We start from the raw sequence: 24,567 nt of genomic DNA, 5'->3' as shown, positions 1-24,567 counted from the left end.
GGCTCAAAGCTCTAAATTCCTGAACAAGTTCAGCGCTCGTCACCACAACTGGCGGGCGCTGAAACTTTGTTGCACCGCGCCGGAGATGGCGGCATTCTGCGCCCGCGGATGTGTTCCGGGGCGGGTAGCAGATGAAACGCAAGGTCGCAGCGATTTTCGCAGCCGATATTGCCGGTTACTCAAGGCTGGTCGCGGAGGATGAAGAGGAGACGCTGCGGCGTCTGGCATCCTATCGTCTTGTCGTAGACGACTTCATTGCCAGGGCCGGCGGACGCATCTTCAACACCGCCGGTGACGCCGTGCTCGCCGAATTCCCGAGCGCAGTCGAAGCTGTGCGCTGCGCGATCGACATCCAGGAGTCCTTGCGAACGCGAAACATGGCCTATCCGGCGAGCCGGCAGATGACGTTCCGGATCGGCATCACCATCGGCGACGTCGTCGAACGTGACGGCGATCTGCTCGGCGACGGCGTCAATATCGCAGGCCCGGCTCGAGGGGCTCGCCGAGGTCGGTGGCATCTGCATCTCCCGTGCCGTGCACGAGCAGGTCGCCAACAAGCTGTCGGTGCAGTTCGCCGATATCGGTGCGCAGGAGGTCAAGAACATTCCGACGCCGGTGCACGCCTACATGGTGGCGATGCGGCGTGAGGACGGGACTTTTGCGACGCCGCAGCTGAAGAAGGCCGTCAAGGCAGGGCAGGGGCCGAGCTGGATGTGGCCATTGGTGGTCGGCGTGGTCTCGGTCGTCGCCATCGCCGTCGGCGGCCTCCTCTATTTCAGCAAACTCGAGACCGGCAAGACACCTGATGTCGCGGCGTCAACCGCGCCTGCTCCGCTGCCAGGCGCGACGGCCGCAGCGACCCCGAGTCCAACACCCACGATGGCCGCGAAGGCGCCGATGCCTTCACCGACGCCGACGTCGAGACCGACCCAAATGGCTGCCGCCACGCCGATGTCCACGCCAGTGCCGACGCCGGCGGCACCGAACGGCAAGCTCCCTGCGGATGCGGTGCCGTTTGTCAGTGAGCGCGTGCGTGGCTATCTCGGCAATGATTATTCAGCCGCCGGCGATTACAAGGCCTTCGCCCTGAACATCACCGGCTTCACTGGCGCCTCGGTCAATCAGCCGAATGAGGAAGCAGCGCGCGCCGCCGCGCTCGATCAGTGCCAGAAGCGTGCGGATGCCGCGCAATCGCCGCGGCGCTGCGAGCTCTATGCGGTCGGCAACAAGGTGGTCTACAGCCATGGTAATCCGCCGATGCCGCCGCCGCCCTGGGTGCGGCACGACAGCATGACCGAGCGCCCGCTCGTGGCGAAAGATTTTCCGCTGCTGCGCGATCAGGCCAGGACCCGCATCGAGAACGTCTACGCGCCGGCGGCAAAGTCACGGGCGGTCGCGCTCGGGCCGGGCGGTCAGTATTTCATGACGCTGGGGGCGACCTCGGTCGACGAGGCTACGCGGCGTTCGCTGGAATCCTGCGGTGCGTTCGCAGGCTCTCCCTGCATGGTCGTGGCGGTTGACGATGTCTATGTCGTGCCAATCCCGACCCTGCTCAGGGCCGTTGGCTTCTTCCACCCCGCGAGCAACCCCTCGATCGTGGCCGATGCGCGCCCCGAGGTCGTGCGCAAGCTCGGCGACGGCTTGGGCTGGAATGCGGTCGCCGTCGGAACGTCGGGCCGCCCCGGCCTAGGCCTGAAGGCCGCCGACGAGCAGACCGCCGTCGACGGCGCGATCGCCGATTGCGTCAAGCACGACAGCGACTGCCACGTCATCGCGATCGGCCCGTTTACGGTGGGACCGATCAATTAGCCTCGCAGTATAAGCCACAATCGCCACTGGGTGCGTTCCCTTCCCCCCTTGTGGGGAGGGAACGAGAGAGTGCTGCGTTGCTCACTCAAATTCCGAAAAACTTCTCTGATCAACCAACCTCCGGCCTACTGTGCATGGGGTTGTTTTCGCGAATTCAGTTTGCGAAGGGCGCGAACTCCTGGGCTACTGCGCGGTAGACGTCGCGGCGGAACGGCACCACGAGGTCGGCGACGCGATCGAGTCGCTCCCAGCGCCACGCGTCGAACTCCGCGGGCTGGCCGTTGCGCGGCGTCAGCGGGTCGATCTCGTCCTCCTTGCCGGTGAAGCGCAGCGCGAACCACTTCTGACGCTGGCCGCGGAATTTGGCCAGCCGATGGGTCTGCGGACCGTCATAGGGCGGGAATTCGTAAGTGAACCAGTCGGTCTCGCCGAGATAGCAGGCGCTGACGACGCTGGTCTCCTCCCAGAGCTCGCGCACCGCGGCATCGCGAAGGTTCTCGCCCTCGTCGACGCCGCCTTGGGGCATCTGCCAGTCGAGCCCCGGCAGGATGATCTCGGGGCCGTCACCCTTGAAGCGGTGCCCGATCAGCACGCGGCCGTCGGCATTGAACAGCGCGATCCCGACATTGGGACGGTAGGGTTTTTCGCTCGTCACGCGGGAGTCTCTCATTGTCAGTCCGGCGATGCCTTAGCACCAAAGTCCGGACGACAATTTGATCTAGTCGTCCGCGAGCGCGGAAAATTCCTTGACCACGCGCTCATAGACAGGGCGCTTGAACGGAATGATCAGCTCGGGGAGATTCTTCATCGGCTCCCAGCGCCAGCTGACGAATTCGGCCTTGTGGCCGCCGCCGCCGGGCTTCTCGACATTGATCTCGCTGTCCTTGCCGGTGAAGCGCACCGCGAACCATTTCTGGCGCTGGCCGCGGTAGCGGCCCTTCCAGGCGCGTCCCGCCACCGTGCGCGGAATGTCGTAGATCAGCCAGTCCGGCACCTCGGCGAGCCGCTCGATCGAGCGCACGCTGGTTTCTTCATAAAGCTCGCGTTTGGCAGCGGCCCAATTGTCCTCGCCGGGATCGACCCCGCCCTGCGGCATCTGCCAGACATGGCGGTCGTCGACGTGCTCGATGCCGCCGGCACGGCGGCCGATGAACACCAGGCCTTTCGGATTGATCAGCATGACCCCGACACAGGTTCGGTAGGGCAGATCCTCGTAACGCGCCATTCCGCCAAACCTCTCGGGTACTGCTGGAACGCTGCCGGGCACTCCGGCCCGTGGCGTACCAATTCTTTGATTTAACTGGATTTTGATTTCAGCATCGCGGTTGTCAATGGCACCAAAAGGATACCTCGGTCGCTCAATGTCTTGATCCAGGCGCCGACCCGCTCGATCGAGACGGGAAGCGCGGAGGCGGTGCCGATGGCGACCCCGCGTTCCCTCGCCATCGATTCCAGCTTGTTCAGCGCACGGTCGATCTCGGTCGGGGTCGGCACCGCGTCGAGCGCGATGTCGCCCTTGCCGAATGGCACGGTGAGGCTGCCGGCCGCCTGGCCTGCGATGCTGCGCGGCGAGGAGCCGTCGTCGAAGAAGCCGAGGCCGCGCTTGGAGGCCTCGCGGATGATCGGCTGCATTGCCGCGTCCGTCGCCACGAAGCGAGCGCCCATGAAATTGGTGATGCCGGCATAGCCCTGTATCCGGCTCAGGTGCCAGTAGAGGCGATCGGTGTTCTGGTCTGCCGTGAGCGAGGTCAGCAGGGTTTGCGGGCCGGGATCATTGTCCGGGAAATCGTAGGGCTCCATCGGAATCTGCAGGAAGATCTCGTGGCGCTGGGCGCGGGCGCGCTCGGCCAACTTTCCGGGATCAGATCCATAAGGCGTGAAGGCCAGCGTCACCGCGCCCGGCAGCTTCATGATGGCATCGGTGGTCTTGGCGGCACCGACGCCGAGGCCGCCGATCACGATCGCCACCACGGGCATCTTCGCGGCCTTGGCGCGGTCGGCCTCGGCGGCGTAGACGTTGAACGGCTTGAGATCGCCCGATACCGCGGGGATCATGCCGTAGCGCGACTTCTCCAGCAGCTTGGGATCGATCCCGGTCATGACGGGGGGCGGAGCGGAAACCGCCTCGCCCTTGTCGGCGGCGTCGCCCGCGCCGATCACCACGTCGTGGCGCGCGCCGGTCGAGCCGTCGATCATGGTGACGGTCTTCTGATCGCCGGAGGCGGCTTCCTTCGGCGCCTCCTTGGTCGCGCGCTTGCTTTCCTCGCTTTGGCCGGCGGCAGGCTTCTCGTCCGTGGCCTTGAGATCGCGGATCGCGATCCGCGTCATCGGCTCGCCGCCGAGCGGGTCCTTGTTGAAGATGGCGAAGCCGGCGAAGGTCACCAGGAACAGGCCGAGCATCACAGCCAGCAACTGCATGGCGGTGAACGGCAGCCGCAGCCGCCGTTTCCGGCGCGGCGTGTCCTGTCCGAGCGGGGCGCTCAGATCATCGGCCGTTTCAGTCATGCGAGATCCCGAATCACTCCACCGACGATACCACGCCGCGGTCAAGCGGCGGCAGGCCGGGATAGGCCGGGGATGTCGGGAGTTCCCAAGCAAAATGGGCAGCAGCAAAAAGGGCGGCTGTTGGAGCCGCCCTTTGCATGAGATCGCGTCGATCGCGTTTAGCTCGCGGCCTTCGTTCGCCGCCTTCGTTCGCGGCCTTAGTTCGCGGCCTTGGGCTTGTCCGTCGCGGGCGCGGCCTTGTTGTCGCCACCCGGCGCCGGCGCGGCGCTGGCGCTGTTCTTGATGCCGTGGAGCAGGTCGTCGGCCATCTTGAGCGCCTTGTCGTCCTTGGCATCAGGCGGAACGTAGGACTGCGAACCGGTCTTCTCGTCGCCGTCGTTCTTGAGATGGCCGCGGAGCGAAGCTTCACCCTTGGTGTCGGTGCGCGACTTCAGCTCGTCGGGCACGTCCTGCAGCACCTCGATGTCAGGCACGATGCCCTTGGCCTGGATCGACTTGCCCGACGGCGTGTAGTAGCGCGCGGTGGTCAGGCGCAGCGCGCCATTGCCCGAGCCCAGCGGGATGATGGTCTGCACCGACCCCTTGCCGAACGAGCGGGTGCCGACAATGGTCGCGCGCTTGTGGTCCTGCAGCGCGCCGGCGACGATTTCCGACGCCGAGGCCGAACCGCCGTTGACGAGCACGATGACTGGCTTGCCCTTGGTGAGGTCGCCCGCATGCGCGACGCGGCGCTGGGTCTCCTCGGCGTTGCGGCCGCGGGTCGAGACGATCTCGCCCTTCTCCAGGAAGGAGTCGGACACGGTCACGGCCTCCTCGAGCAGACCGCCCGGATTGTTGCGGAGGTCGATGATGTAGCCCTTGAGCTTGTCGCCGATCTGGCTCGAGAGGTTCGCAATCTCCTTCTTCAGGCCTTCGGTGGTCTGCTCGTTGAAGGTGGTGATGCGGATATAGGCGATGTCGTCAGCCTCGACGCGCGCGCGCACCGAGCGAACGCGGATGTTGTCGCGCACCAGCGTGACGTCGATCGGATTGTCCTGGCCCTTGCGGATGATCTTGAGCTTGATCTTGGTGTTGACGGGGCCGCGCATCTTCTCGACCGCCTGGTTCAGGGTCAGGCCCTGCACCGCCTCATCGTCGAGATTGGTGATGATGTCGTTGGCCATGACGCCGGCGCGCGAGGCCGGCGTATCGTCGATCGGCGAGACCACCTTGATCAGGCCGTCTTCCATGGTGACCTCGATGCCGAGGCCGCCGAACTCGCCGCGGGTCTGCACCTGCATGTCGCGGAAGCTCTTGGCATCCATGTAGCTCGAATGCGGATCGAGGCCGGAAAGCATGCCGCTGATGGCGGATTCGATCAGCTTGGTGTCGTCGGGCTTCTCGACATAGTCGGAGCGCACGCGCTCGAAGACGTCGCCGAACAGATTGAGCTGGCGATAAGTGTCGGCGGTCGCGGCTCGCGCGCTGGAGCCCATGAACACCGCGCGCGGCTGGGTCACGAACAGCGTCAGCGCCGCACCGGTGGCCGCGCTGAGGAGGATAACTGAAGTCTTGCGCATCATCCGCGAACCTTCTCGCCTTCATTTGCGGCCCACCATGGACCTGGATCGATTGGAGTGCCGTCTTTGCGGAACTCGACATACAGCACAGGTTGACTCGCGTTGGTGGCGAGAATGGAGGCGACTTGAGATGTCGACCCCATGGTCGCGACCGGCTCCCCCGTGAGCACAAACTGTCCGATGTTTACCGAAATGCGCTCCATCCCGGCGATCAGGACATGATACCCGCCCCCGGCATTGAGGATCAAGAGTTGTCCATAGCTGCGGAACGGGCCGGCATAGACCACCCAGCCGTCGCAGGGCGTCGTGACTTGCGAACCAGGCTTGGTGGCCAGCGAAATGCCCTTCTGAATCCCACCGATTCCGTCGGAACCGCCAAAGTCCCTGATCTTGTTACCGTTAACCGGCAGGGGCAGGAGCCCCTTCGCCGAGGCGAACAGGATCGCCGGGCTGGTCCGGGAGCGGTCCTTGAACACGGCCGGCCCTGATTTGGCATCGGCCGTCGCGTTTGCCGCTGCTGCCTTAGCCTCGTTGGCCTCGGCCTGTTTTGCGGCCTCGGCCGCTTTCTCGGCCGCCCTGGCGGCGCTTTGCAGGTCCTGCTCCATCTTGGCGATCAGCCCCTGGAGATCGCCGACCTGCTTTGACAGGGTGATGGCGCGCGAATTCTCGGCGTCGAGGTCCTTTTCGCGCGAGGATTGCTGCCGCTGCCGCTCCTCGACCAGGGCGGTGAGGCGGGTCTGGTCGCTGCGAATCTTGTCGCGGTCGGATGCGAGCTGGTCGCGCTCGGCGGCGATGGTTTTGCGCAAGGCCACGAGGTCGCCGAGCTCGCCCGCGATCTTCTCGGCGCGGCCGCGCAATTCCGGCACGAGGGCACCGAGCAGCATCGCGGTGCGTAGCGATTGCAGCGCATCTTCGGGCCGCACCAGCAATGCTGGCGGCGTGCGCCGGCCGGCGCGTTGCAGGGCCGCCAGCACCTCGACGATGTCGGCGCGACGCGAATCGAGCGAGGCGCGTGCCGCCTGCTCGCGGCCGTTCAGCGTCTTCAGCCGCGCTTCGGCCGCGTCGATCTTGGTCTCGACGGTGCGAACATTGGCGGCGGTGTCGATCAATTGCTGATTGAGCTGGGTGCGGTCCTGGCCGAGCGCGGTGATTTCGGCCTTCAGCTTGGCTTGCGCTTCCTCCGCGCTCTTCTGGCCGGCGCGCGCTGCCTCCAGCTCCTGCTCACGCTGCTTGATGGCGTCCGGCGAGATGGCTGCGGTCTGTGGCGCCGGTGCCCCCGTCTGAGCTTGCGCGAGGGTTTCTTCGGCGAAGAGGCTTGCCCCGGCGCAACTCGCAATCAGCAGCAAATTGAGGATCGGCGCTCGCATCTCGTCTGCAAGGTGCTCGTTGTGGCGCGAATCACGCGCGATGATAGGGGTGGCCGGCCAGAATGGTGGCGGCCCGATACAGCTGTTCCAGAAGCATGACGCGGACCATCTGGTGCGGCCAGGTCGCAGAGCCGAACGCGATCGCGAGCTTGGCCTTACGGCGCAATTCGGGCGAAAGTCCGTCCGCCCCTCCGATCACGAAGATCGTATGACCGGCACCCTCGTCGCGCCAGCGCCCGAGATTCCGTGCGAATACGGTGGAATCGAGATTTTGCCCGCGCTCGTCCATCGCCACCAGGATCGATTTGCCGGGGATATGGGCGGAGATCGCCGCGGCCTCCTCGGTCATCCGCGTTGCGGCGTCGCGGGCGCGGCTTTCCGGGATTTCGTGGACAGAGAGCTCACGGAATCCGAGCTTGCGGCCGGTCTCGTCGAACCGCTCGAAATAGCGGTCGGCAAGCTCCCGTTCGGGGCCCTGCTTCAGCCGGCCCACCGCAATGACGGCAACACGCATAGCATCTCTTGAATCGCGCGCACCATGCGCGCGCATGACGCTAGCATGCGCGTCAGCCGATGCGAAATCGGCTCAAGTCAGCCTAGATCGCCTTCGCCGCCCCCGGGCCCTGCGTGTACAGTCTCTCGAGGTTGTAGAACTCACGGACCTCGGGTCTGAACACGTGCACGATCACATCGCCGGAATCGATCAGCACCCAGTCGCAATTGGGCAAGCCCTCGACGTGGATGTTCTTGATGCCGTTTTCCTTGAGGCCTTTGGCGACGTTCTCCGCGATCGCGCCAACGTGCCGGTTCGCCCGGCCGGTGGTGATGATCATGTAGTCGGAGTATGCCGATTTGCCGCGAAGGTCGATGGTGACCGTCTCTTCCGCCTTCATGTCGTCAAGGCGGGAGAGGATCAGGCTCAGCGTCTTGTCGGCGTCGGGTTGCGCCTTCAAGGCCGCAGCTTTGGTCGATGTTTTACGCGCCGGTTTTGCCTTGGGTAAAACAGACTTGGACAATACAGATGTGGTCAGGGACCATTCCTTTCACTGTATCGCGAACGCCGAATCCAGCGCTCACTGGCTACACTACATCATGTGGGGTTAAGGGTTTCAATATGCCAGAGAGCCCCAACCCCGCGCAGAATCCGTCTCACTTCGTACCTTTCCAGCTCCCGTCCGGGTTCCGCAGGCCCGTTGAGGAGAGATTCAGCTTCAATCCGGTCAGGAAGACCCAGGCCGGCGCCGGCTGATCCGCAAGCAAGGCTGCCTTATTCTCCGCCAGGCGGTAGCGCGCCAGCGCCTTGGCGGCGGGAGAGGCGAGCGCCCGAAAGCTCTGCGGCGGACGATCGATGACCGCAACCGGCACCTGGGCGGCGATGCGCCTCCAGTCCTGCCAACGATGGAATTGAGCGAGGTTGTCGGCGCCCATGATCCAGACGAAGCGCAGGCCGTTGAAGCGGCGGCGCAAGGTGTTGATCGTGTCGATAGTGTAGCGCGTACGAATGACGGATTCGAGACAGCTCACCTCGATCCTGGGGTCGTCAGCGACGTCACGCGCGGCCTGCATGCGCTCGCCGAGCTCATGCAGATTGCCGTTCTCCTTGAGCGGGTTGCCCGGCGTCACGAGCCACCAGACCCGATCGAGTTGCAATCGCTTGAGCGCGAATTGGCTGATCGCGCGATGGGCCTGGTGCGGCGGATTGAACGAGCCGCCGAGCAGGCCGATGCGCATGCCCGGGGTCGAGGGCGGGGCCGCTTGCGCCACCGAACGCGGCACGACGAATGTGTTACTCAATGCCCCCGCCTTGCGACCTTACTTACGGCCGCGTCTGCCCGGTGCCGTGAACGCGATACTTGAAGCTCGTCAACTGCTCGGCGCCCACGGGGCCGCGGGCGTGGAAGCGGCCGGTGGCGATGCCGATCTCGGCGCCGAAGCCGAACTCGCCGCCGTCGGCGAACTGCGTCGAGGCGTTGTGGAGCACGATCGCGGAATCGACTTCGCTCAGGAATTTCTTCGCGGCCACGTCGTTCTCGCTGACGATCGCATCGGTGTGATGCGATCCGTGGTCCTGGATATGCGCGATCGCGCCGTCGACGCCGTCGACCACCTTCGCCGCGATGATCGCGTCGAGATATTCGGTGTCCCAATCCTCTTCGCTGGCAGGCTTTACGCGCGAATCGGTCTTCTGCACGGCATCGTCGCCGCGCACTTCGCAGCCGGCGTCGAGCAGCATCTCGACGAGCGGCTTCAGGCTCTTGCCAGCTGCGGCGCGATCGACCAGCAGCGTTTCGGCCGCGCCACAGACGCCGGTGCGGCGCATCTTGGCGTTCAGCACGATCGATTTCGCCATGGCGAGGTCGGCGCTGGCATCGATGTAGACGTGATTGACGCCTTCGAGATGCGCGAACACGGGCACGCGCGCTTCCTGCTCGACGCGCGCGACGAGGCTCTTGCCGCCCCGCGGCACGATCACGTCGACCGCTCCGTTAAGGCCCGATAGCATCATGCCGACCGCCGCACGGTCGCGCGTCGGCACCAGCGTGATCGCAGCTTCGGGCAGTCCCGCTTCGCGCAAACCTTGCACGAGGCATTCATGGATGGCGCGGCAGGAGCGGAAACTGTCGGAGCCGCCGCGCAGGATCACGGCATTGCCCGACTTCAGGCACAGCACGCCAGCATCCGCCGCGACGTTGGGACGACTCTCGAAGATCACGCCGACGACGCCGAGCGGCACGCGCACGCGCTCGATGATCATGCCGTTCGGCCGCTGCCAGCTCTCGGTGACGATGCCGACGGGATCGGCGATGCCGCGCACGACGGCGATGCCTTCCGCCATGCCTTCGACCCGCGCCGGCGTCAGCGTCAGGCGATCGATGAAGGAGGAGGTTGCGTTGCCCGAGGCGCGGGCTTCCGCGACGTCCTCGGCATTTGCGGTAAGGATCGCCGCAGCATTGCTGCGGATCGCCTTCGCCATGGCCTCCAGCGCCCGGTTCTTCTGCTCCGGCGGCGCCAGCGCCAGCACGCGCGCAGCGGCGCGGGCACGGGCGGCGAGATCGGACATCAGCGCCTGGAGATCGGGATTGCCGTCGACGGCTTTGAGGGGGGCGGCCATGGGGCGTCAAACCTTCTGCTAAGGCGGTGTCCTAGCACGGAAATCCCGCATTTGCGAAGGGTCGGGAGGGTATGGCAGGTACGCCGGGTTGTGCCGCGCCCCAGCTGGGTCTCTGGCCCAGCGATCGGGCCGCGGGCCCTACCCGCCCACCACCAGATCATCTCGGTGGATCATCTCCGAGCGACCGCTGATGCCGAGGATGTTCATCACATCCGGGGACGAGCGGCCCCTGATGCGCTCGGCGACCTCGGCGTCGTAGGCGATCAGGCCGCGGCCGACCTCGCTGGTATCGGGGCCGCGCACGATCACGGCATCGCCCCGGGCGAACTGGCCCTCCACCTTGATCACGCCGGCGGGCAGCAGGCTGGCGCCGGCGCGCAGTGCGGTCACCGCGCCGGCGTCGATGGTCAGCGTGCCCTTCGGCTCCAGCGTGCCCGCGATCCAGCGTTTTCGCGAGGTGATGGGATTGGCGGGCGTCAGGAACCAGGTGCAGCGGCCGCCATTGGCGATCGCCTGCAAGGGGTGTTCGATCTTGCCTGATGCGATCAACATATGCGTGCCGCCAGTCGTTGCGATCTTGGCCGCCTCGACCTTGGTGCGCATGCCGCCGCGCGACAGTTCGGACTCGGCATCTCCCGCCACCGCCTCGATCTCCGAGGAAATGCTCTCGACCACGGGGATCAGTTTTGCGTTCGGATTGTTCTTCGGCGGCGCGTCGTAGAGCCCGTCGATGTCGGACAACAGCACCAGCAGATCGGCGCTCGCCATGGTGGCGACGCGGGCGGCGAGACGGTCGTTGTCGCCGTAGCGGATCTCGGTGGTGGCAACCGTGTCGTTCTCATTGATGACGGGGATCGCGCGCCACTCCAGCAGCTTGCCGATCGTGGAGCGGGCATTGAGATAGCGGCGGCGCTCTTCGGTATCCTGGAGCGTCACCAGGATCTGGCCGGCGCCGATGTCATGCGCGCCGAGCACCTCCGACCAGATCCGCGCCAGCGCGATCTGGCCGACGGCTGCGGCCGCCTGGCTTTCCTCCAGCTTCAGCGGACCGCGAGGCAGTTTCAGCCGGCTGCGGCCGAGCGCGATCGAGCCCGAGGAGACGACGAGAACGTCGCGGCCCTCCTTGTGCAGCTTCGCCATGTCGTCGGCGAGCGCAGCGAGCCAGGAGGCGCGCACCTCACCCCGGTCGGAATCGACCAGCAGCGCGGAGCCGACCTTGACGACGATGCGGCGGAATTGACTGAGTTCGGGGCTGGCCATGGTGTTGTCAGGTTGCTCTGGAATCGGCGGAGCGACGGGCAACGCCGATGAGGCTGCTTTTGCAGCAGGACGGCGGCCGGCGCAAGGCAGCAGGCGCGGCAATCGGCGAAGGCCGGCCTTGTCTTGGCGGCCAGCCGGGTTCTAATGCCGCCGACCGATAACGGGCTGGATGAGGATACGAATGGATCGCCGCAAATTCATGGCCGGATGTCTTGGAGGATGTCTCGGCCTGCCGCTGCTGGCGCAGGCGGGTGAGGCGCAAGCGCAGGCTGGACTCAGCAAGATCATCTTTCCGTTCGCGGCGGGCGCGGGCGGCGACACGCTGTGCCGGCTGATTGCGCAGGAGGTCGCGCCAATGCTGCAACGGACCATGGTGGTGGAGAACCGCACCGGCGGCGACGGGCTGATCGGCATCAAATCGGTGAAGGGTGCGAGCCCCGACGGCAGCATGGTGCTGGTGACGACGGGGCCGACCATGTACCTGCTGCCGATGGTGGAGACGACACCGAGCTTCGACACCGCCAAGGATTTCATGCCGGTGTCGCTGCTCGCGCGGTTCGAATTCGCCGTCGTGATCGGCCCGGAGATCGATGCTGCGGATTTCAAGAGATTTGTCGCCTGGCTGAAAGCGCATCCCGACAAGACATCGTTCGGCGTTCCCAGCAACGGCACTATTCCCCACTTCATGGGCTCCAAGCTCGAGAAGGATCTCGGCATCCCGCTCACGCGCGTGCCCTATCGCGGCAGTGCGCCTGTTCTCAACGACGTCATCGGCGGCCACATTTCCTTTGGGATCACCACGCTGGCCGATGCGCTGCCGCAGCATCGTGCCAAGGGCGTGAAGATCGTTGCGGTCTCGAGCGCGGAGCGTTCGCCGTTTGCACCTGACGTTCCCACGCTGAAGGAGAATGGCATCGACCTCGTGGCGGACGCCTGGTACGGCATGTGGCTTCCCGCCGGCAGCCCGCCGGAATTTGCGAGCAAGTTAGGAGCGGCCTCGAGCGCGGTGCTTGCAAAACCCGAGGTGAGGGCGAAGCTCACGGCGATCGGCCTGATCCCGGTTGGCAGCAGCGCGGACGGGCTGACCAGGGAACTCGCCGCGAACACGGCGTTCTGGCAGCCGATCGTGAAGGCGACGGGATACAAGATCGAGAACTAGTCTCTCCTCTCGTCGTTGCTTCGCTACGCTCGCAATCACGAGGCTCACATCTTCGCGCGCTGCGCGATACCGTCCCTGATCGCGGCGAGCTCGTTCTCGTCCCAGATGCCGATCAGGAATCCGGCCTTCACCTGAAGCTGGTTGTCCGCATAAGCCGCGATCTTTTCCCGCGGCGTCGTGATGTGGCCGCTCGGATGCAGCGCCCAGTCGAACAGCTCTGCCTGGAGCCGCGCAATGATGCCGGCACATTCCGGATCGTTGCCGCGATCCACGTATTCTTCCGGATCGGTTTCGAGATCGTACAGCATCGGGCGGAAGCCGGAGGCGTGGACGTATTTCCAGCGGCCGTCGAACACCATGAAAAGGCGGCAGCGCTCGATCGGCTGGTTCAGCTTCAACCTGACATCCTGCATGGCGTAGTCGTATTCGGAGAACGCCACCTTGCGCCAATCCGGCGGCGTAGGTCCACGCAGCAGCGGCAGCAGCGAACGTCCTTCGAGGATGTGGCTCGGCACCTTGCCGCCGAGATAATCGACGAACGTCGGCGCGAGATCGATGCCTTCGACCAGTGCGTCGCTCTGCCTGCCGCGCGTCGCGTCGGCCTCTCGCGAGGGGTCGATGATGATCAGCGGGATCTTCGCCGACTGCTCGTGGAACAAATCCTTCTCGCCCATCCAGTGATCGCCGAGGTAATCGCCGTGGTCGGACGTGAACACGATCATGGTGGTTTCCAGGAGGCCGCGTTCCTCCAGAAATTTCATCAGCACGCCCATCTGGTCATCGATCTGGGTGATCAGGCCCATATAGGTCGGGATCACCTTCTCGCGGGCTTCGTCGCGCGCCATGTTGCGGGAGTAGCGCATGTCCATGTAGGCGCCGAACACCGGGTGCGGGTTCTGCCGCTCGCGCTCGGAGCGGATCACCGGGATCATGTCGCCAGTCGAATACATGCTCGCATAGGGCTCCGGCGCGATGTAGGGCCAGTGCGGCTTGATGTAGGACAGATGCAGACACCACGGCCGGCCGTCGGTCTCGGCCTCGCTGATGAAATCCATCGCGCGCCGCGTCATGTAGGGCGTCTCGGAATGCTCGTCCGGCACGCGCGCGGCCTTGTCGGCGTGCACCAGCAGCCAGCCGTTCTGCAACGAGCCGTCCTCCGCCGCGCCTGAATTGGCCCAGTGTTCCCAGGGGTTCGTCGCTTCAAAACCCTGCCGGCGCAGATATTCGTCGTATTTCGGACGTGGCCGTCCGGTCGGATGCAGGCCGTCGTCGCGCTCGTAAGGCTCGAAGCCGCATTCGGCGACATGCACGCCGATGACCGATTCCGGCGGGATGCCGAGCGCCTTCATGCCTTCAATGTCAGGCGCCATGTGGGTCTTGCCGACCAGCACATTGCGCACGCCGATTTTCTTGAGATGATCGCCGAGCGTGGGCTCGCCGACGCGCAGCGGCCAGCCGTTCCAATGCGAGCCGTGCGAGCGCATGTAGCGCCCGGTGTAGAACGACATCCGCGACGGTCCGCAGATCGGCGATTGCACATAGGCCTTCGAGAACAGCACGCCGCGCCTGGCCATGGCGTCGATGTTCGGCGTCTTCAGCGTGGGGTGGCCGGTGCAGCCGAGATAATCATAGCGAAGCTGGTCGCACATGATCCAGAGAACGTTCTTCGCGCGTGCCATGCGTCATCCCGGAAATTTCTTGATTATCTGATGCTGCGCTATCGACGGCGCGATGGCAACCTGCCAGGGATGCGCGTGCCTGGGGCCATGCACTCCACTGTCGTCCCCGCGTTCGCGGGGAGACAGCGGGGAGAGTCTACGCCGACCACGGCTCCGCTTCGGCCGCGCTCTTTGCCTTGGCCGAGACGGGTGCCTCGCCGATCACATCGACGAGCGCGCGGAGCGCTTCCCTGACGCCGTCGCCGGTCACGGCGGAGAGCAGCAGCGGCGTCTTCTTGGCGGCGCGCTTCAGCCGATCCTTCTGCTTCTTCAGCTCGTCCGGGTCGACCGCGTCGATCTTGTTCAGCGCGACGATCTCGATCTTGTCGGTCAACAGCCCGCCATAGGCGTCGAGCTCCTTGCGCACGGTCTTGTAGGCCTTGCCGGCATGCTCGCAGGTGGCGTCGATCAGATGCAGCAGCACGCGACAGCGTTCGACATGGCCGAGGAAGCGATCGCCGAGTCCGGTGCCCTCATGCGCGCCTTCGATCAGGCCGGGAATGTCGGCGAGCACGAATTCGCGGCCGTCGGCGTTCACGACGCCGAGCTGCGGATGCAGCGTGGTGAAGGGATAGTCGGCGATCTTCGGCCGCGCCGCGCTGACCTTGGACAGGAAAGTCGACTTGCCGGCATTGGGCATGCCGACGAGACCGGCGTCCGCAATCAGCTTCAGCCGCAGCCAGATCCAGCGCTCTTCCCCGGGCTGGCCGGGATTGGCATTGCGCGGCGCACGGTTGGTCGAGGTCTTGAAATGCGCGTTGCCGAAGCCGCCATTGCCGCCCTCGGCGAGCACGAATTTTTCGCCGACATTGGTGAAGTCGTGGATCAGGGTCTCGCGATCCTCATCGAAGATCTGAGTGCCTATGGGCACCTTCAGCACGATGTTCTTGCCGTTTGCGCCATGTCGGTCCGAGCCCGAGCCGTTCTCGCCCTTCTGGGCCTTGAAGTGCTGCTGGTAGCGGTAGTCGATCAGCGTGTTGAGGCCATCGGCAACCTCGATGATGACATTGCCGCCGCGGCCGCCATTGCCGCCGGAGGGACCGCCGAATTCGATGAACTTCTCGCGGCGGAACGCCACGCAGCCGTTCCCGCCGTCACCAGAGCGGATATAGACCTTTGCTTCGTCGAGGAATTTCATGGGCCATAGGTAGGCCAGCCGGGCACGCCCGGCAACCCGGACTTGTCCGCAAATCGGCCCGAATCCGGCGAATTCGTCGCGTGCTTAACCGACCGGCCGGCGCCTGATCAGGAATTTCTGCGTCCCTTCAAGCACCAGCTCCTTGCGCTGGTTGAACACGGTGCTCCGAAGCGTCACCGCGCCGGTCGTTCGCCCCGGCACGAGCTCGATGACCTCAAGCGCGGGATAGATGGTGTCGTCGGCGTAAACAGGCTTGAGGAACCGGCTCGATTGCTCGAGGAAGCCGACCAGGGATTCCTCGACCATGAACGGAAACAGGCCGGCGCCGGGCGCGGTGTGGATCAGCGTCTGGAAGCCATGGGCGAGCAGATGAGGCATGCCGCGGGCGCGGCAATATTCGACGTCGTAGTGCACCGGATGGGTGTCGCCGCTCGCGGTCTGGAACGCCGCGAACACCGCGGTCGTCTGGGTCCGGCTCGGCAGCACGAAGCGTTCGCCGACCACGAAATCCTCAAACCAGCGTTGCGCCGACATCATGCGGTGCCGGGCCGGGTCGAAGTCGGTCATGCCAAAGCTCTTTCCTGGCTCTTTCCTCGGTGAAGTGTCTATCGCTACCGCGCCGCGTAGCCTGCGACAATCCGTTCAATTCGCCTTGCCCGGGCTTGTGGCGGCGGCTCACGTCATTAAAAGACCCCCGAGCGAATCGAGTGGCCAGCTTCCGACGCTCTCTCCGCTCGTCTTTGCGGGCGGGCTCCTCGCAATGACGACTCCAAACTCACACCCGTGGCGATGTCCCTCTTCAAGAACCTCTCCGCCTATGACGACCGCTCGGCGCGGCTGGCCGGCATTGCGCTGATGGTGCTGTCGATCTTCATGTTCTCGTTCGGCGACGCCACGGGCAAGTTCCTGGTCGGGACTTATTCGGTCGGGCAGCTGCTGTTCTTGCGCGCCTGCGCGGCGCTGCTGTTGCTGTCGCCGCTGATCTGGCGGCAGCGCCACCAGTTCCTGCATCTCGAGCGGCCGGGCCTGCAGCTGTTCCGCGTCGTGCTCTCGACGCTGGAGGTGGCCGCGTTCTTCCTCGCAGCCGTCTATCTGCCGCTCGCTGACGTCATCACCTATTATCTCGCCGGTCCCATCTTCGTCACCGCGATGTCGGCGATCTTTTTGGGTGAGAAGGTCGGCTGGCGGCGCTGGACGGCGATCCTGGTCGGCTTCTGCGGTGTGCTGATCGCGTTGCGGCCGTCGGCGCAGACGGTGAGCCTGCCGGCGCTGATCGCGCTCGGCGGCAGTCTCTCCTTCGCGACCCTGATGCTGATCACGCGCAGCCTGCGCAAGACGCCCGACATCGTGATGGCGTCGTCGCAGTTCATCGGCACGTTTTCGCTGGGCGCTGTACTCTCGGCCTACCATTGGGTGCCGCCGACTCCACGCAGCCTGGTGTTCTTCGCGTTGGCCGGGTGCATCTCGGTGACGGCGCTGTTCTGCGTCAACCGTTCGCTCAAGCTCGCGCCGGCGAGCGTGGTGGTGCCCTATCAATATTCGATGATCGTCTGGGCGGTGATCTTCGGCTTCGTCGTGTTCGGGGACGTGCCCTCCATCGCCACGATCGTCGGCGCCGCGATCATCATCGGCGCGGGCTTCTACATCTATCTGCGCGAGCGCGATCTCGGCCACGCCGGCGAAGAGGTCAATCCGCCGGTGTAGCGGCAACGTCGTCCTGGTCCCCGTGCGCGATTGCGCACCAGGACGACAGCTGCGCGTGCAGCGGCTTCTCGCCCTTATCCCATCCGCCGGGCGCTGCTCCAGCTCTTCAGCGACGACCACACCCCGCGCGACAAGCGGAAGCAGTCGACCGGCGTCGACGAGCCCAGAGCCAGGAAGCGATGCAGCTGCACGCCGCTCCACTGGAAGCCGCACTTCTCCAGCACGTTTCGCGAGGCCGGGTTGGTGACGCGCGCGCCCGCGTAGAGCTGGTCGTCCTCGAACTCCTCGAAGAAGAAATCGATCGCGCCGCGTGCGGCCTCGGTGGCGAAGCCCCGGCCCCAATGCTCGACGCCGAGCCAATAGCCGAGCTCGGCATTGTCAGGCGTGGAGCGGTCGATGCCGACCATGCCGACCGGCCCGGTATCATGCTCGATCAGGAACGCGGTCTCGCCGCCGAGCGCGGCGGTGGCGCGGACGAAGGCGATGGCGTCGTCCTGGGAATAGGGGTGGGGGAGGCGGCGGGTATTTTCAGCGACACGGCGGTCGTTGGCGAGACCGGCGATGGCTCTGACGTCGGCAAGAGTCGGCCGTCGCAACGTCAGCCGCTCGGTGGCGACGACGCTCGGTCTCGCCTCCCGCAAGGTCACGCTCGAAAAGTCCTGCAACATGTCCGGCTCCGTCAAAGTCACCAAGTGAAAAGTGAACGCGAGAAACGAAAAGGGGAGGCCGGTTTCCCTGCCTCCCCTGGAGCCTTCGATCTCTTTGATCTCTGGACTCCGCCGGTTCGGTCAAGGACCCGGCGGACTCCAAATTAGATCCACCGTCTATTCAGCAGCCTCTGCAAGCGGGAGTACCGCCACAAAGGTGCGTCCGTTGGCTTTAGCCTGGAATTCGACACGACCCTCGATCTTGGCGAACAGGGTGTGGTCGGTGCCCATGCCGACGTTGAGGCCGGGATGCCAGGTGGTGCCGCGTTGACGCGCAATGATGTTGCCGGGAATCACGCGCTCGCCGCCGAACACCTTGATGCCAAGACGCTTACCCTTGGAATCGCGACCGTTGCGCGATGAACCGCCTGCTTTTTTGTGAGCCATGGCTCGTCTCCGAAATCCTGCGTATGTCTAGGTCAATTCCTTGACGGAATCATTTCAAAACGTCGCACGCATCAATTCGTGAATTGGCGTGATCGGTCTCAGTTACTCGGCAGCTTCTTTCGCGACCTTTTCCTTCTTCGGACGCGGGCCCTTGGTGGGCTTGGCATTATCGGTCAGGATCTCGCTGACGCGCAGCACCGTGATCTCGTCGCGGTAGCCCCGCTTGCGGCGCGAATTCTTGCGGCGGCGCTTCTTGAACGCGATGACCTTGGGGCCGCGCTTGTGGTCGAGCACCTCGACCGCAACGGAGGCACCGGCCACCGTCGGGACGCCCAGCACCGGCGTGTCGCCGCCGACGACCAGAACTTCATTCAGCTGCACGATCGAGCCGACTTCGCCTTCGATCTTGCCTACTTCGAGAACATCATCCGGCGCGACGCGGTATTGCTTGCCGCCGGTTTTGATGACTGCGAACATCGTTTTTTCTCCGTGTTCAATCCCGGCCTCGAGACTGACGTCAGGGGCCGGCTTTTTGATCAGTCGCTATGGGTTTATTGCGAGTTTTGTGCGGGCGGGAGTTATCCCTTTGAAAACCCACGCAAAAACACGCGGCGCGAGAAACGCCCCGCGCCGGTTGTGGGATTTATAGCGGTCATCCGCTGGGAGTCAAGGAAAAGCGGGCAAAACAGCCTGGATTTGAAGGATTTGCACCCTTTCCAGCGCCGGGCCCTGAATCTCGGCCCGGCTAGCAACCAACGGGTTCCCGCGCCGTTGTTCCCCCAGATAGGCACGTGGGCAAGGGACTTCCATGGCAACCGACGAACTGGTCAAGACGACGACGGGCATCGCCCATCACGGCGGCGGGCGGCTGCCCTCGGTGGACATCGACAGCTTCAACATCGAGCTGAAGGACGAGGACGGCTTCCTCGGCGACCGCGCCAGCAAGGGCGCGTTCCGCGAGATTCTCGAACGCTGGCGCAAGCCGTTGCGCAAGACCGGCGAGGATCCGTTCGGCAAGGAGCCGTCGGAGAATATCAGCAAGAAGACGCTGGATTCGATCCTGGTCAGCGACGACGTCGAGGCCTCGGCGGTGGTGCACAGCGCGATCGAGGACTTTGCCCAGGAACTCGCTCACGTCACCCGCCGCTTCCTCAAGACCAAGGCCTGGGCCAAGACCGAGCGCATCGTGGTCGGCGGCGGCTTTCGTGATTCCAGGCTCGGCGAGCTTGCTATCGCGCGCACCGAGATCATCCTGAAGTCCGAGGACTTCAAGGTCGACATGATTCCGATCCGGCATCACCCTGACGAAGCCGGGCTGATCGGCGCGCTGCATCTGGCGCCGTCCTGGATTTTCGAGGCCTATGACAGCATCCTCGCGGTCGATATCGGCGGCACCAATATCCGCTGCGGCCTGGTGGAGACCGGCTGGAAAAAGGCCAACGACCTGTCGAAGGCCAAGGTCGTGACATCAGAGCTGTGGCGGCATGCCGATGACGAGCCGACCCGCGAAGGCGCGGTGAAGCGGCTGACGAAGATGCTGAAAGGGCTGATCACTGAAGCCGAAAAGGAAGGCTACAAGCTCGCGCCCTTCATCGGCATCGCCTGTCCCGGCGTGATCAACGAGGACGGCTCGATCGAAAAGGGCGCGCAGAACCTGCCGGGCAACTGGGAGAGCAGCAAATTCAACCTGCCGGCGAGCTTGATCGAGGGCATCCCGGAGATCGGCGAGCACGATACCGCGATCCTGATGCACAATGACGGCGTGGTTCAGGGCCTCTCCGAGGTGCCATTCATGCAGGATATCGAGCGCTGGGGCGTGCTCACCATCGGCACCGGCCTCGGCAATGCGCGCTTCACCAACCGCCGCAGGGACAGCGGAAACGGCAAGGACCGGGATTCTGCGGACGGGAAGAAGAAAGCCAAGGAAAACAACAAGGACAACGGTAAAGGCGAAAAGAAGTAACCTTGACTGGTTAGGTTAAGGGACGGATTGCATTGCAGGCGGCAGAATACACGCTAGAGTGGAAATGTCGCCTCACGCAGGCCTGCGAAGCCGCCCTTCCTGGCCAGCATTGTAATGAGCGGCACGGGACCGCCAGTGTTTACCGCGTCTGGCGGTCCCACCCCGTTCTCTTGCTGCATGACGGGTGAGGCCGGCTCGCGCCCCCAAAAAAGGTGCCGAGACAGGGGAGGTGCGCTCCCGCCCCCGCTCGCGGGAAGGGTTGGGGAGAGGGTTTCTCCCCAACGGGACACTCCCCCGGAGGAGAGAACCCTCACCCGGCGCGCGGGACGATGCTTCGCTTCGCCCGGCACGCGCCGACCTCTCCCGCAAGCGGGAGAGGTGCACCGAGCCCGCAGCGGCTTGTTTCAACCCAATCTCATTGCGCGCAGGGAGGAGGAGTGGCCCAGGAACAGGTGCCAATTGTCGACGACACGACGACTCCAGAGCAAAAGCCGCAAAACAGGCAGCGGATTTTCCCCTTTCGCGCCTTGTCTGGCCCGCCATCCTCGCCTATTAACGCCCCCAACCACAGGGGCCTGCCCCCTTCATGGCGCCTTCAGGAGAGGTGGCAGAGTGGTTGAATGCACCGCACTCGAAATGCGGCATAGGTGCAAGCCTATCGGGGGTTCGAATCCCTCCCTCTCCGCCAGATAACCGTTGTTCAGCCCGGACACATGGGTAACAGGTTGTACCTGAGAGATGGGTGACAACCTCGTGCCGAACGGGTTGTCGAGGGAGTGCAGAGTTCTCTGCTCCAGGTCGAAGTCTCTCAAAATTGCGCATGAAGCTCACGCACCGCGGGAGAGTTCAACCGTTGAACCCGCCACCGCCGCGCTCCGACCAACATCCCGCGTGCGCCAAGGAGCCAGTGATCCACGACCATGTTCGAGAAGACCTATCGGCAGCGCCTCGAGGCTGATCTCGCCCAATGGGAAGCCGATGGCGTGATCGCGCCGGCGGCAGCCGGCTCCATCCGCAACGTTCTGCCGCCGCTCTCACCCAGCATCAACATTGCCGTGGTCGTGGCCATCGTCGGGGGCCTGTTGATCGCGGCTGCGTTCCTTGCCTTCGTGGCGGCGCACTGGACCGAGATCGCGCGGCTGTCGCGGTTTGCGATCCTGCTCGCCGGCATGATCGCCGCCGGCGCCCTCGGGGCTTGGTCCGCCGCGACCGGCCGTACTGTCCTTGCCGATCTCTGCGCCAGCATCGGCGCCATCATCTTTGGCGCGGGCATCGCGCTGGTCGGCCAGATGTATCACCTCGGCGACGATTTTGCCGGTGGCCTGCTGCTGTGGTCAACAGGCGCATTCGCCGCCGCGGTTTTGACCGGCTCGCGTGGCGCGCTCGCGGTCGGCCTCGCCGCCGCCTGCATCTGGACCTGCATGCGCGTCTACGATGCGCCGGATGCGCCTCATCTTCAGTTCGTGGTGGCCTGGCTGATCGCCGTCGCGATCGCGTTCGCGTGGAACTCCCGCATCGCCGCCCATCTCGTCGCGGTCGCAGTGATTCCGTGGTGGATCGCGACGTCGCTTCGCTTTGACTTCGATGGCGCCCAGCCGTCCTTCGTGCTGGCGAACGGTGCGGCCCTGCTGTTCGGCGCCGGGCTCGCGATATCGACCGCGCCGTCGCCGCGGGCGAACCTGCTTGGATCCGTTCTGTCGATCTACGGCGCATTCTCGCTGGCGATTACAGCTTTCCTGGAGGTGACGACAGTCGACGATCTCTTCCGCATCAGGACGGCCACGATGGCGGCCCAGCCGTCGTGGGCGATCGTGTGCGGCGTTGCGGGCGTCGTTCTTGCGCTCGCGTCCGCCGGCCGCACGCGGCGCGCCGGTGAAATCCTCGCGGCATGCGCGATCGGCCTCGTGCTGATCGCCGCGCCGATCTGGTCGGCATCCACAGCCGGCGAGCCATGGTTCGCCTATGCCGCGCTGCTCTCCGCCATGCTCTGCCTCGTCGTCTCCGGGGTGCTCGACGATGTGCGCCCGCGCATCGTCGCCGGCTGGATCGGCATTGCCGGCGTCGTCGGTGCCATCACCTGGGCGGTCAAAGGCTCGCTGCTGCGCCGCTCGGCTTTCCTGGCGGTGGCCGGAATCATTGCCGTCGTGTTTGCGACCGCGCTCAATCGCATGCTGCCGAGGGCCGAGCGATGATCGAGTCCGTCACACGATTCCGGCAGCGCATCCCGAAAGCCGTGCTGTTCGGTGCCGCCATCCTGCTGCAATGCGCGCTGCTGATCCTGATGGTCACCGACCGCGCGCAGATCCTGCGCGAGGGGACGGAGGTGACGTTGCAGACACGGCCGGTCGATCCGCACGATCTTCTGCGCGGCGACTATGTCGTGCTCGGCTACGACATCTCGCAGCTGCCGGCCGGCGCGCTTGCAGGCCAGCCTTCCGCCGGGCGCAATCCCGTCGTGTTCGTCAAGCTAGCGCCCGATGCCAGCGGCCTCTATCAGGCCGCTTCGGTTCATGCCGCGCCTGTCGCGGTCACCGCGCCCGAAGTGTTGATCCGCGGCCGCGTCAGTTATTCCTGCGGTTCGACCGTCCGCACCTTCTGCGACGGGCTGACGATCAGATACGGTCTCGAAAGCTATTTCGTTCCCGAAGGCGAGGGCAGGACGCTCGAGCAGGCCCGCAACCAGCAGAAGCTGCGCGTCGTCGCCGCCGTGCTGCCGTCGGGCCGCGCCGCGATCAAACGGCTCCTGCTCGACGGCGAGCCGGTCTACGAGGAGCCGTGGTACTAGGCCGCGCTACCTGGAGCCCGTCTTCAAAGCCCGCCGCAGCACGTCCCACATCCCCGGGTCGTTCATATGCGCGACGTTGAACCGCAGGAAATTCTCAGCGGCCTGCGCCACGCTGAATACATTGCCCGGCGCCAGCACCACACCCTTTTCGAGCGCGGCGCGTGCCACCGCCGTCGCATCCTGTCCGTCGACAAGCCGGCACCACAGGAAGAAGCCGCCGCGGGGCATCAGCCAGGGTTCGATGCCCAGCGCGGCGAGTTTTCGCGCGGTGTCGCGACGTGTCCGCGTGAGCTTTTGCCGGAGCTCGTCCATGTGCTTGCGATAGCTGCCGCCGGCCAAAACCCTGGCGATGATCTCGGTCGCGACCGGGCTCGGACCGCCGAAGCTGGTGGCGACCTGGAGATCGACGAGATGCTCGATCCAGTCGGAGCGCGCCGCGATGTAGCCGCAGCGCACGGAGGCCGACAATGTTTTCGAGAAGCTGCCGATGCGGATGACGCGGTTCAATCCGTCAAGCGCGGCCAGGCGCGGCGAGCGTTCCGGCTCGAAATCGCCAAATATGTCGTCCTCGACGATGGTGAGGTCGTGCGCGGCCGCCGCCGTCAAGAGCCGGTGTGCGGTCTGCAGCGAGAGCGTCGCACCGCTCGGATTGTGCAGCGCTGAATTGGTGATGTAGAGCCGCGGCCGCTCCTCCGCGAGAGCCAGCTCGAAACGCGCGACGTCAGGGCCTGACGGCGTGTAGGGCACGCTGACGATTCGGACCTGATGCGCGCACAGCAGCGCGCGAAAATTGAAGTAGCAGGGATCGTCGACCAGAACGGTGTCGCCGGGACGCAGCAGGAAGCGGCAGATGAGGTCGGTTGCCTGCGTGCCCGACCCCGTCAGCATCAGCTGGCTGATGGAGGCTTCGATCGCGTCCTCCGCGAGGCGCGCCAGCAGCAGCCGGCGCAGCGCAGGCGAGCCACCCGTGCTGCCGTAGTTCGTCAGCACGCTGGCCTCGCTGCGGGCAAGCGCGCGGGTGGCTCGGCGCAATGCTGCTTCCGGCATCCACGCGGGCGGCAGCCAACCGCAGCCGGGTTTGGGCACATCAGCGTCGGTGTCGAGCGATTGCCGGGAGACCCAGAACGGATCGACCGCCCGGTCTCGGCGTGGCGCCACCTCGGTCAAGGCAAGCGGCGGCGTAACGGTCGATGCGATATAGAAGCCCGAGCCCCGACGCGCGCGGATCAGCCCTTCCGCGGCGAGGCGATCGTAGGCCTCGACCACGGTGGATGGCGAAACACCCATGCTGGCGGCAAGGCCGCGGATCGACGGCAGGCGATCGCCGGCACTCAGCGCGCGGCCCGCGACCTTGGCGCGGATCGCGCTCATCACGTCGATGGTCCGCGTGCCGC

General features: G+C 65.1%; 22 protein-coding genes, 1 tRNA gene and 1 pseudogene. 7 read left to right on the top strand and 17 right to left on the bottom strand.

The window, feature by feature from the left end:
- Positions 1–131 precede the first annotated feature (131 nt).
- Positions 132–1,809: pseudogene (locus ACVIIW_RS08215) on the top strand (adenylate/guanylate cyclase domain-containing protein).
- A gap of 154 nt (positions 1,810–1,963) precedes the next feature.
- Here the strand turns inward: ACVIIW_RS08215 and ACVIIW_RS08210 are convergent.
- The 10 genes from ACVIIW_RS08210 to proB form a co-directional block, all read right to left on the bottom strand.
- Positions 1,964–2,464, bottom strand: coding sequence for an RNA pyrophosphohydrolase (locus tag ACVIIW_RS08210; RefSeq protein WP_456700283.1), 501 nt, complete (start codon positions 2,462–2,464; stop codon positions 1,964–1,966).
- Between the two features lie 63 nt (positions 2,465–2,527).
- Complete coding sequence (locus ACVIIW_RS08205) at positions 2,528–3,034, bottom strand: RNA pyrophosphohydrolase (RefSeq protein ID WP_456700282.1); 507 nt, start codon at positions 3,032–3,034, stop codon at positions 2,528–2,530.
- Positions 3,035–3,105: 71 nt separating this feature from the next.
- Positions 3,106–4,314, bottom strand: coding sequence for a divergent polysaccharide deacetylase family protein (locus ACVIIW_RS08200; protein WP_456700281.1), 1,209 nt, complete (start codon positions 4,312–4,314; stop codon positions 3,106–3,108).
- Between the two features lie 197 nt (positions 4,315–4,511).
- Positions 4,512–5,876 carry a S41 family peptidase gene (locus ACVIIW_RS08195; RefSeq protein WP_456700280.1) on the bottom strand — a complete coding sequence of 455 codons (1,365 nt, stop codon included), beginning with the start codon at positions 5,874–5,876 and terminating at the stop codon, positions 4,512–4,514.
- A complete protein-coding gene (locus ACVIIW_RS08190; RefSeq protein ID WP_456700279.1) occupies positions 5,873–7,240 on the bottom strand; it encodes a murein hydrolase activator EnvC family protein in 1,368 nt (455 codons plus the stop codon). The genes ACVIIW_RS08195 and ACVIIW_RS08190 overlap by 4 nt, the downstream gene beginning before the upstream one ends.
- A gap of 31 nt (positions 7,241–7,271) precedes the next feature.
- Entirely contained in the window at positions 7,272–7,754 is a 483-nt protein-coding gene (gene rlmH / locus ACVIIW_RS08185) for a 23S rRNA (pseudouridine(1915)-N(3))-methyltransferase RlmH (RefSeq protein WP_456700278.1), read from the bottom strand.
- Positions 7,755–7,836: 82 nt separating this feature from the next.
- Complete coding sequence (gene rsfS / locus ACVIIW_RS08180) at positions 7,837–8,193, bottom strand: ribosome silencing factor (RefSeq protein WP_456700277.1); 357 nt, start codon at positions 8,191–8,193, stop codon at positions 7,837–7,839.
- 196 nt (positions 8,194–8,389) lie between these two features.
- The gene (locus ACVIIW_RS08175; protein WP_456705112.1) at positions 8,390–9,016 is read right to left on the bottom strand and encodes a nicotinate-nucleotide adenylyltransferase; all 627 of its coding nucleotides are present in this window, start codon (positions 9,014–9,016) and stop codon (positions 8,390–8,392) included.
- A gap of 40 nt (positions 9,017–9,056) precedes the next feature.
- Entirely contained in the window at positions 9,057–10,352 is a 1,296-nt protein-coding gene (locus ACVIIW_RS08170) for a glutamate-5-semialdehyde dehydrogenase (protein WP_456700276.1), read from the bottom strand.
- 138 nt (positions 10,353–10,490) lie between these two features.
- Positions 10,491–11,612 carry a glutamate 5-kinase gene (gene proB, locus ACVIIW_RS08165; protein WP_456700275.1) on the bottom strand — a complete coding sequence of 374 codons (1,122 nt, stop codon included), beginning with the start codon at positions 11,610–11,612 and terminating at the stop codon, positions 10,491–10,493.
- 181 nt (positions 11,613–11,793) lie between these two features.
- Here proB and ACVIIW_RS08160 point away from each other — a divergent pair, with 181 nt between their 5' ends.
- Complete coding sequence (locus tag ACVIIW_RS08160) at positions 11,794–12,771, top strand: Bug family tripartite tricarboxylate transporter substrate binding protein (protein WP_456700274.1); 978 nt, start codon at positions 11,794–11,796, stop codon at positions 12,769–12,771.
- A 44-nt stretch (positions 12,772–12,815) separates the two neighbouring features.
- Here ACVIIW_RS08160 and ACVIIW_RS08155 read toward each other — a convergent pair whose 3' ends face one another.
- From ACVIIW_RS08155 to ACVIIW_RS08145, 3 genes are all read right to left on the bottom strand, one after another.
- On the bottom strand, positions 12,816–14,450 hold the full coding sequence (locus ACVIIW_RS08155) for an alkaline phosphatase family protein (protein WP_456700273.1): 1,635 nt from the start codon (positions 14,448–14,450) through the stop codon (positions 12,816–12,818).
- Positions 14,451–14,586: 136 nt separating this feature from the next.
- Positions 14,587–15,627, bottom strand: a complete 1,041-nt coding sequence (gene obgE, locus ACVIIW_RS08150) for a GTPase ObgE (RefSeq protein WP_456700272.1) — start codon at positions 15,625–15,627, stop codon at positions 14,587–14,589.
- Between the two features lie 84 nt (positions 15,628–15,711).
- Complete coding sequence (locus tag ACVIIW_RS08145) at positions 15,712–16,194, bottom strand: MaoC family dehydratase (RefSeq protein ID WP_456700271.1); 483 nt, start codon at positions 16,192–16,194, stop codon at positions 15,712–15,714.
- Positions 16,195–16,416: 222 nt separating this feature from the next.
- Here ACVIIW_RS08145 and ACVIIW_RS08140 point away from each other — a divergent pair, with 222 nt between their 5' ends.
- Complete coding sequence (locus tag ACVIIW_RS08140) at positions 16,417–17,331, top strand: DMT family transporter (RefSeq protein WP_456705111.1); 915 nt, start codon at positions 16,417–16,419, stop codon at positions 17,329–17,331.
- A gap of 74 nt (positions 17,332–17,405) precedes the next feature.
- Here ACVIIW_RS08140 and ACVIIW_RS08135 read toward each other — a convergent pair whose 3' ends face one another.
- The 3 genes from ACVIIW_RS08135 to rplU all read right to left on the bottom strand — a co-directional run bounded on the left by ACVIIW_RS08135 (position 17,406) and on the right by rplU (position 18,902).
- Entirely contained in the window at positions 17,406–17,999 is a 594-nt protein-coding gene (locus ACVIIW_RS08135) for a GNAT family N-acetyltransferase (RefSeq protein ID WP_456700270.1), read from the bottom strand.
- 156 nt (positions 18,000–18,155) lie between these two features.
- Complete coding sequence (rpmA, locus tag ACVIIW_RS08130; RefSeq protein WP_092234086.1) at positions 18,156–18,425, bottom strand: 50S ribosomal protein L27; 270 nt, start codon at positions 18,423–18,425, stop codon at positions 18,156–18,158.
- Positions 18,426–18,527: 102 nt separating this feature from the next.
- Positions 18,528–18,902: a 50S ribosomal protein L21 gene (gene rplU, locus ACVIIW_RS08125; RefSeq protein WP_456700269.1), complete on the bottom strand. Its 375-nt coding sequence runs from the start codon at positions 18,900–18,902 to the stop codon at positions 18,528–18,530.
- Between the two features lie 331 nt (positions 18,903–19,233).
- Here rplU and ACVIIW_RS08120 point away from each other — a divergent pair, with 331 nt between their 5' ends.
- From ACVIIW_RS08120 to ACVIIW_RS08105, 4 genes are all read left to right on the top strand, one after another.
- Positions 19,234–20,388, top strand: a complete 1,155-nt coding sequence (locus tag ACVIIW_RS08120) for an ROK family protein (RefSeq protein ID WP_456700268.1) — start codon at positions 19,234–19,236, stop codon at positions 20,386–20,388.
- A gap of 598 nt (positions 20,389–20,986) precedes the next feature.
- Positions 20,987–21,076, top strand: a tRNA-Ser gene (locus tag ACVIIW_RS08115).
- A gap of 232 nt (positions 21,077–21,308) precedes the next feature.
- Complete coding sequence (locus ACVIIW_RS08110; RefSeq protein WP_456700267.1) at positions 21,309–22,580, top strand: DUF2157 domain-containing protein; 1,272 nt, start codon at positions 21,309–21,311, stop codon at positions 22,578–22,580.
- A complete protein-coding gene (locus tag ACVIIW_RS08105; RefSeq protein WP_456700266.1) occupies positions 22,577–23,173 on the top strand; it encodes a GDYXXLXY domain-containing protein in 597 nt (198 codons plus the stop codon). The genes ACVIIW_RS08110 and ACVIIW_RS08105 overlap by 4 nt, the downstream gene beginning before the upstream one ends.
- Positions 23,174–23,179: 6 nt before the next feature.
- Here the strand turns inward: ACVIIW_RS08105 and ACVIIW_RS08100 are convergent, their stop codons facing one another.
- Positions 23,180–24,544 carry an aminotransferase-like domain-containing protein gene (locus tag ACVIIW_RS08100; RefSeq protein ID WP_456705110.1) on the bottom strand — a complete coding sequence of 455 codons (1,365 nt, stop codon included), beginning with the start codon at positions 24,542–24,544 and terminating at the stop codon, positions 23,180–23,182.
- Positions 24,545–24,567: the final 23 nt, after the last annotated feature.

The sequence above is a fragment of the Bradyrhizobium sp. USDA 4449 genome, assembly GCF_054056275.1.
This window is presented reverse-complemented; position numbering and strand designations above follow the sequence as displayed.

Bases quoted from the DNA above. Each gene is read 5' to 3' on its own strand.
- ACVIIW_RS08195 (WP_456700280.1), bottom strand. From the start codon at position 5,876: ATGATGCGCAAGACTTCAGTTATCCTCCTCAGCGCGGCCACCGGTGCG.
- ACVIIW_RS08190 (WP_456700279.1), bottom strand. From the start codon at position 7,240: ATGCGAGCGCCGATCCTCAATTTGCTGCTGATTGCGAGTTGCGCCGGG.
- ACVIIW_RS08170 (WP_456700276.1), bottom strand. From the start codon at position 10,352: ATGGCCGCCCCCCTCAAAGCCGTCGACGGCAATCCCGATCTCCAGGCG.
- ACVIIW_RS08120 (WP_456700268.1), top strand. From the start codon at position 19,234: ATGGCAACCGACGAACTGGTCAAGACGACGACGGGCATCGCCCATCAC.
- rpmA (WP_092234086.1), bottom strand. From the start codon at position 18,425: ATGGCTCACAAAAAAGCAGGCGGTTCATCGCGCAACGGTCGCGATTCC.
- ACVIIW_RS08160 (WP_456700274.1), top strand. From the start codon at position 11,794: ATGGATCGCCGCAAATTCATGGCCGGATGTCTTGGAGGATGTCTCGGC.
- proB (WP_456700275.1), bottom strand. From the start codon at position 11,612: ATGGCCAGCCCCGAACTCAGTCAATTCCGCCGCATCGTCGTCAAGGTC.
- rplU (WP_456700269.1), bottom strand. From the start codon at position 18,902: ATGTTCGCAGTCATCAAAACCGGCGGCAAGCAATACCGCGTCGCGCCG.
- ACVIIW_RS08105 (WP_456700266.1), top strand. From the start codon at position 22,577: ATGATCGAGTCCGTCACACGATTCCGGCAGCGCATCCCGAAAGCCGTG.
- ACVIIW_RS08145 (WP_456700271.1), bottom strand. From the start codon at position 16,194: ATGACCGACTTCGACCCGGCCCGGCACCGCATGATGTCGGCGCAACGC.
- rlmH (WP_456700278.1), bottom strand. From the start codon at position 7,754: ATGCGTGTTGCCGTCATTGCGGTGGGCCGGCTGAAGCAGGGCCCCGAA.
- ACVIIW_RS08205 (WP_456700282.1), bottom strand. From the start codon at position 3,034: ATGGCGCGTTACGAGGATCTGCCCTACCGAACCTGTGTCGGGGTCATG.
- obgE (WP_456700272.1), bottom strand. From the start codon at position 15,627: ATGAAATTCCTCGACGAAGCAAAGGTCTATATCCGCTCTGGTGACGGC.
- ACVIIW_RS08140 (WP_456705111.1), top strand. From the start codon at position 16,417: ATGTCCCTCTTCAAGAACCTCTCCGCCTATGACGACCGCTCGGCGCGG.
- ACVIIW_RS08110 (WP_456700267.1), top strand. From the start codon at position 21,309: ATGTTCGAGAAGACCTATCGGCAGCGCCTCGAGGCTGATCTCGCCCAA.
- ACVIIW_RS08100 (WP_456705110.1), bottom strand. From the start codon at position 24,544: ATGAGCGCGATCCGCGCCAAGGTCGCGGGCCGCGCGCTGAGTGCCGGC.
- ACVIIW_RS08135 (WP_456700270.1), bottom strand. From the start codon at position 17,999: ATGTTGCAGGACTTTTCGAGCGTGACCTTGCGGGAGGCGAGACCGAGC.
- ACVIIW_RS08200 (WP_456700281.1), bottom strand. From the start codon at position 4,314: ATGACTGAAACGGCCGATGATCTGAGCGCCCCGCTCGGACAGGACACG.
- ACVIIW_RS08155 (WP_456700273.1), bottom strand. From the start codon at position 14,450: ATGGCACGCGCGAAGAACGTTCTCTGGATCATGTGCGACCAGCTTCGC.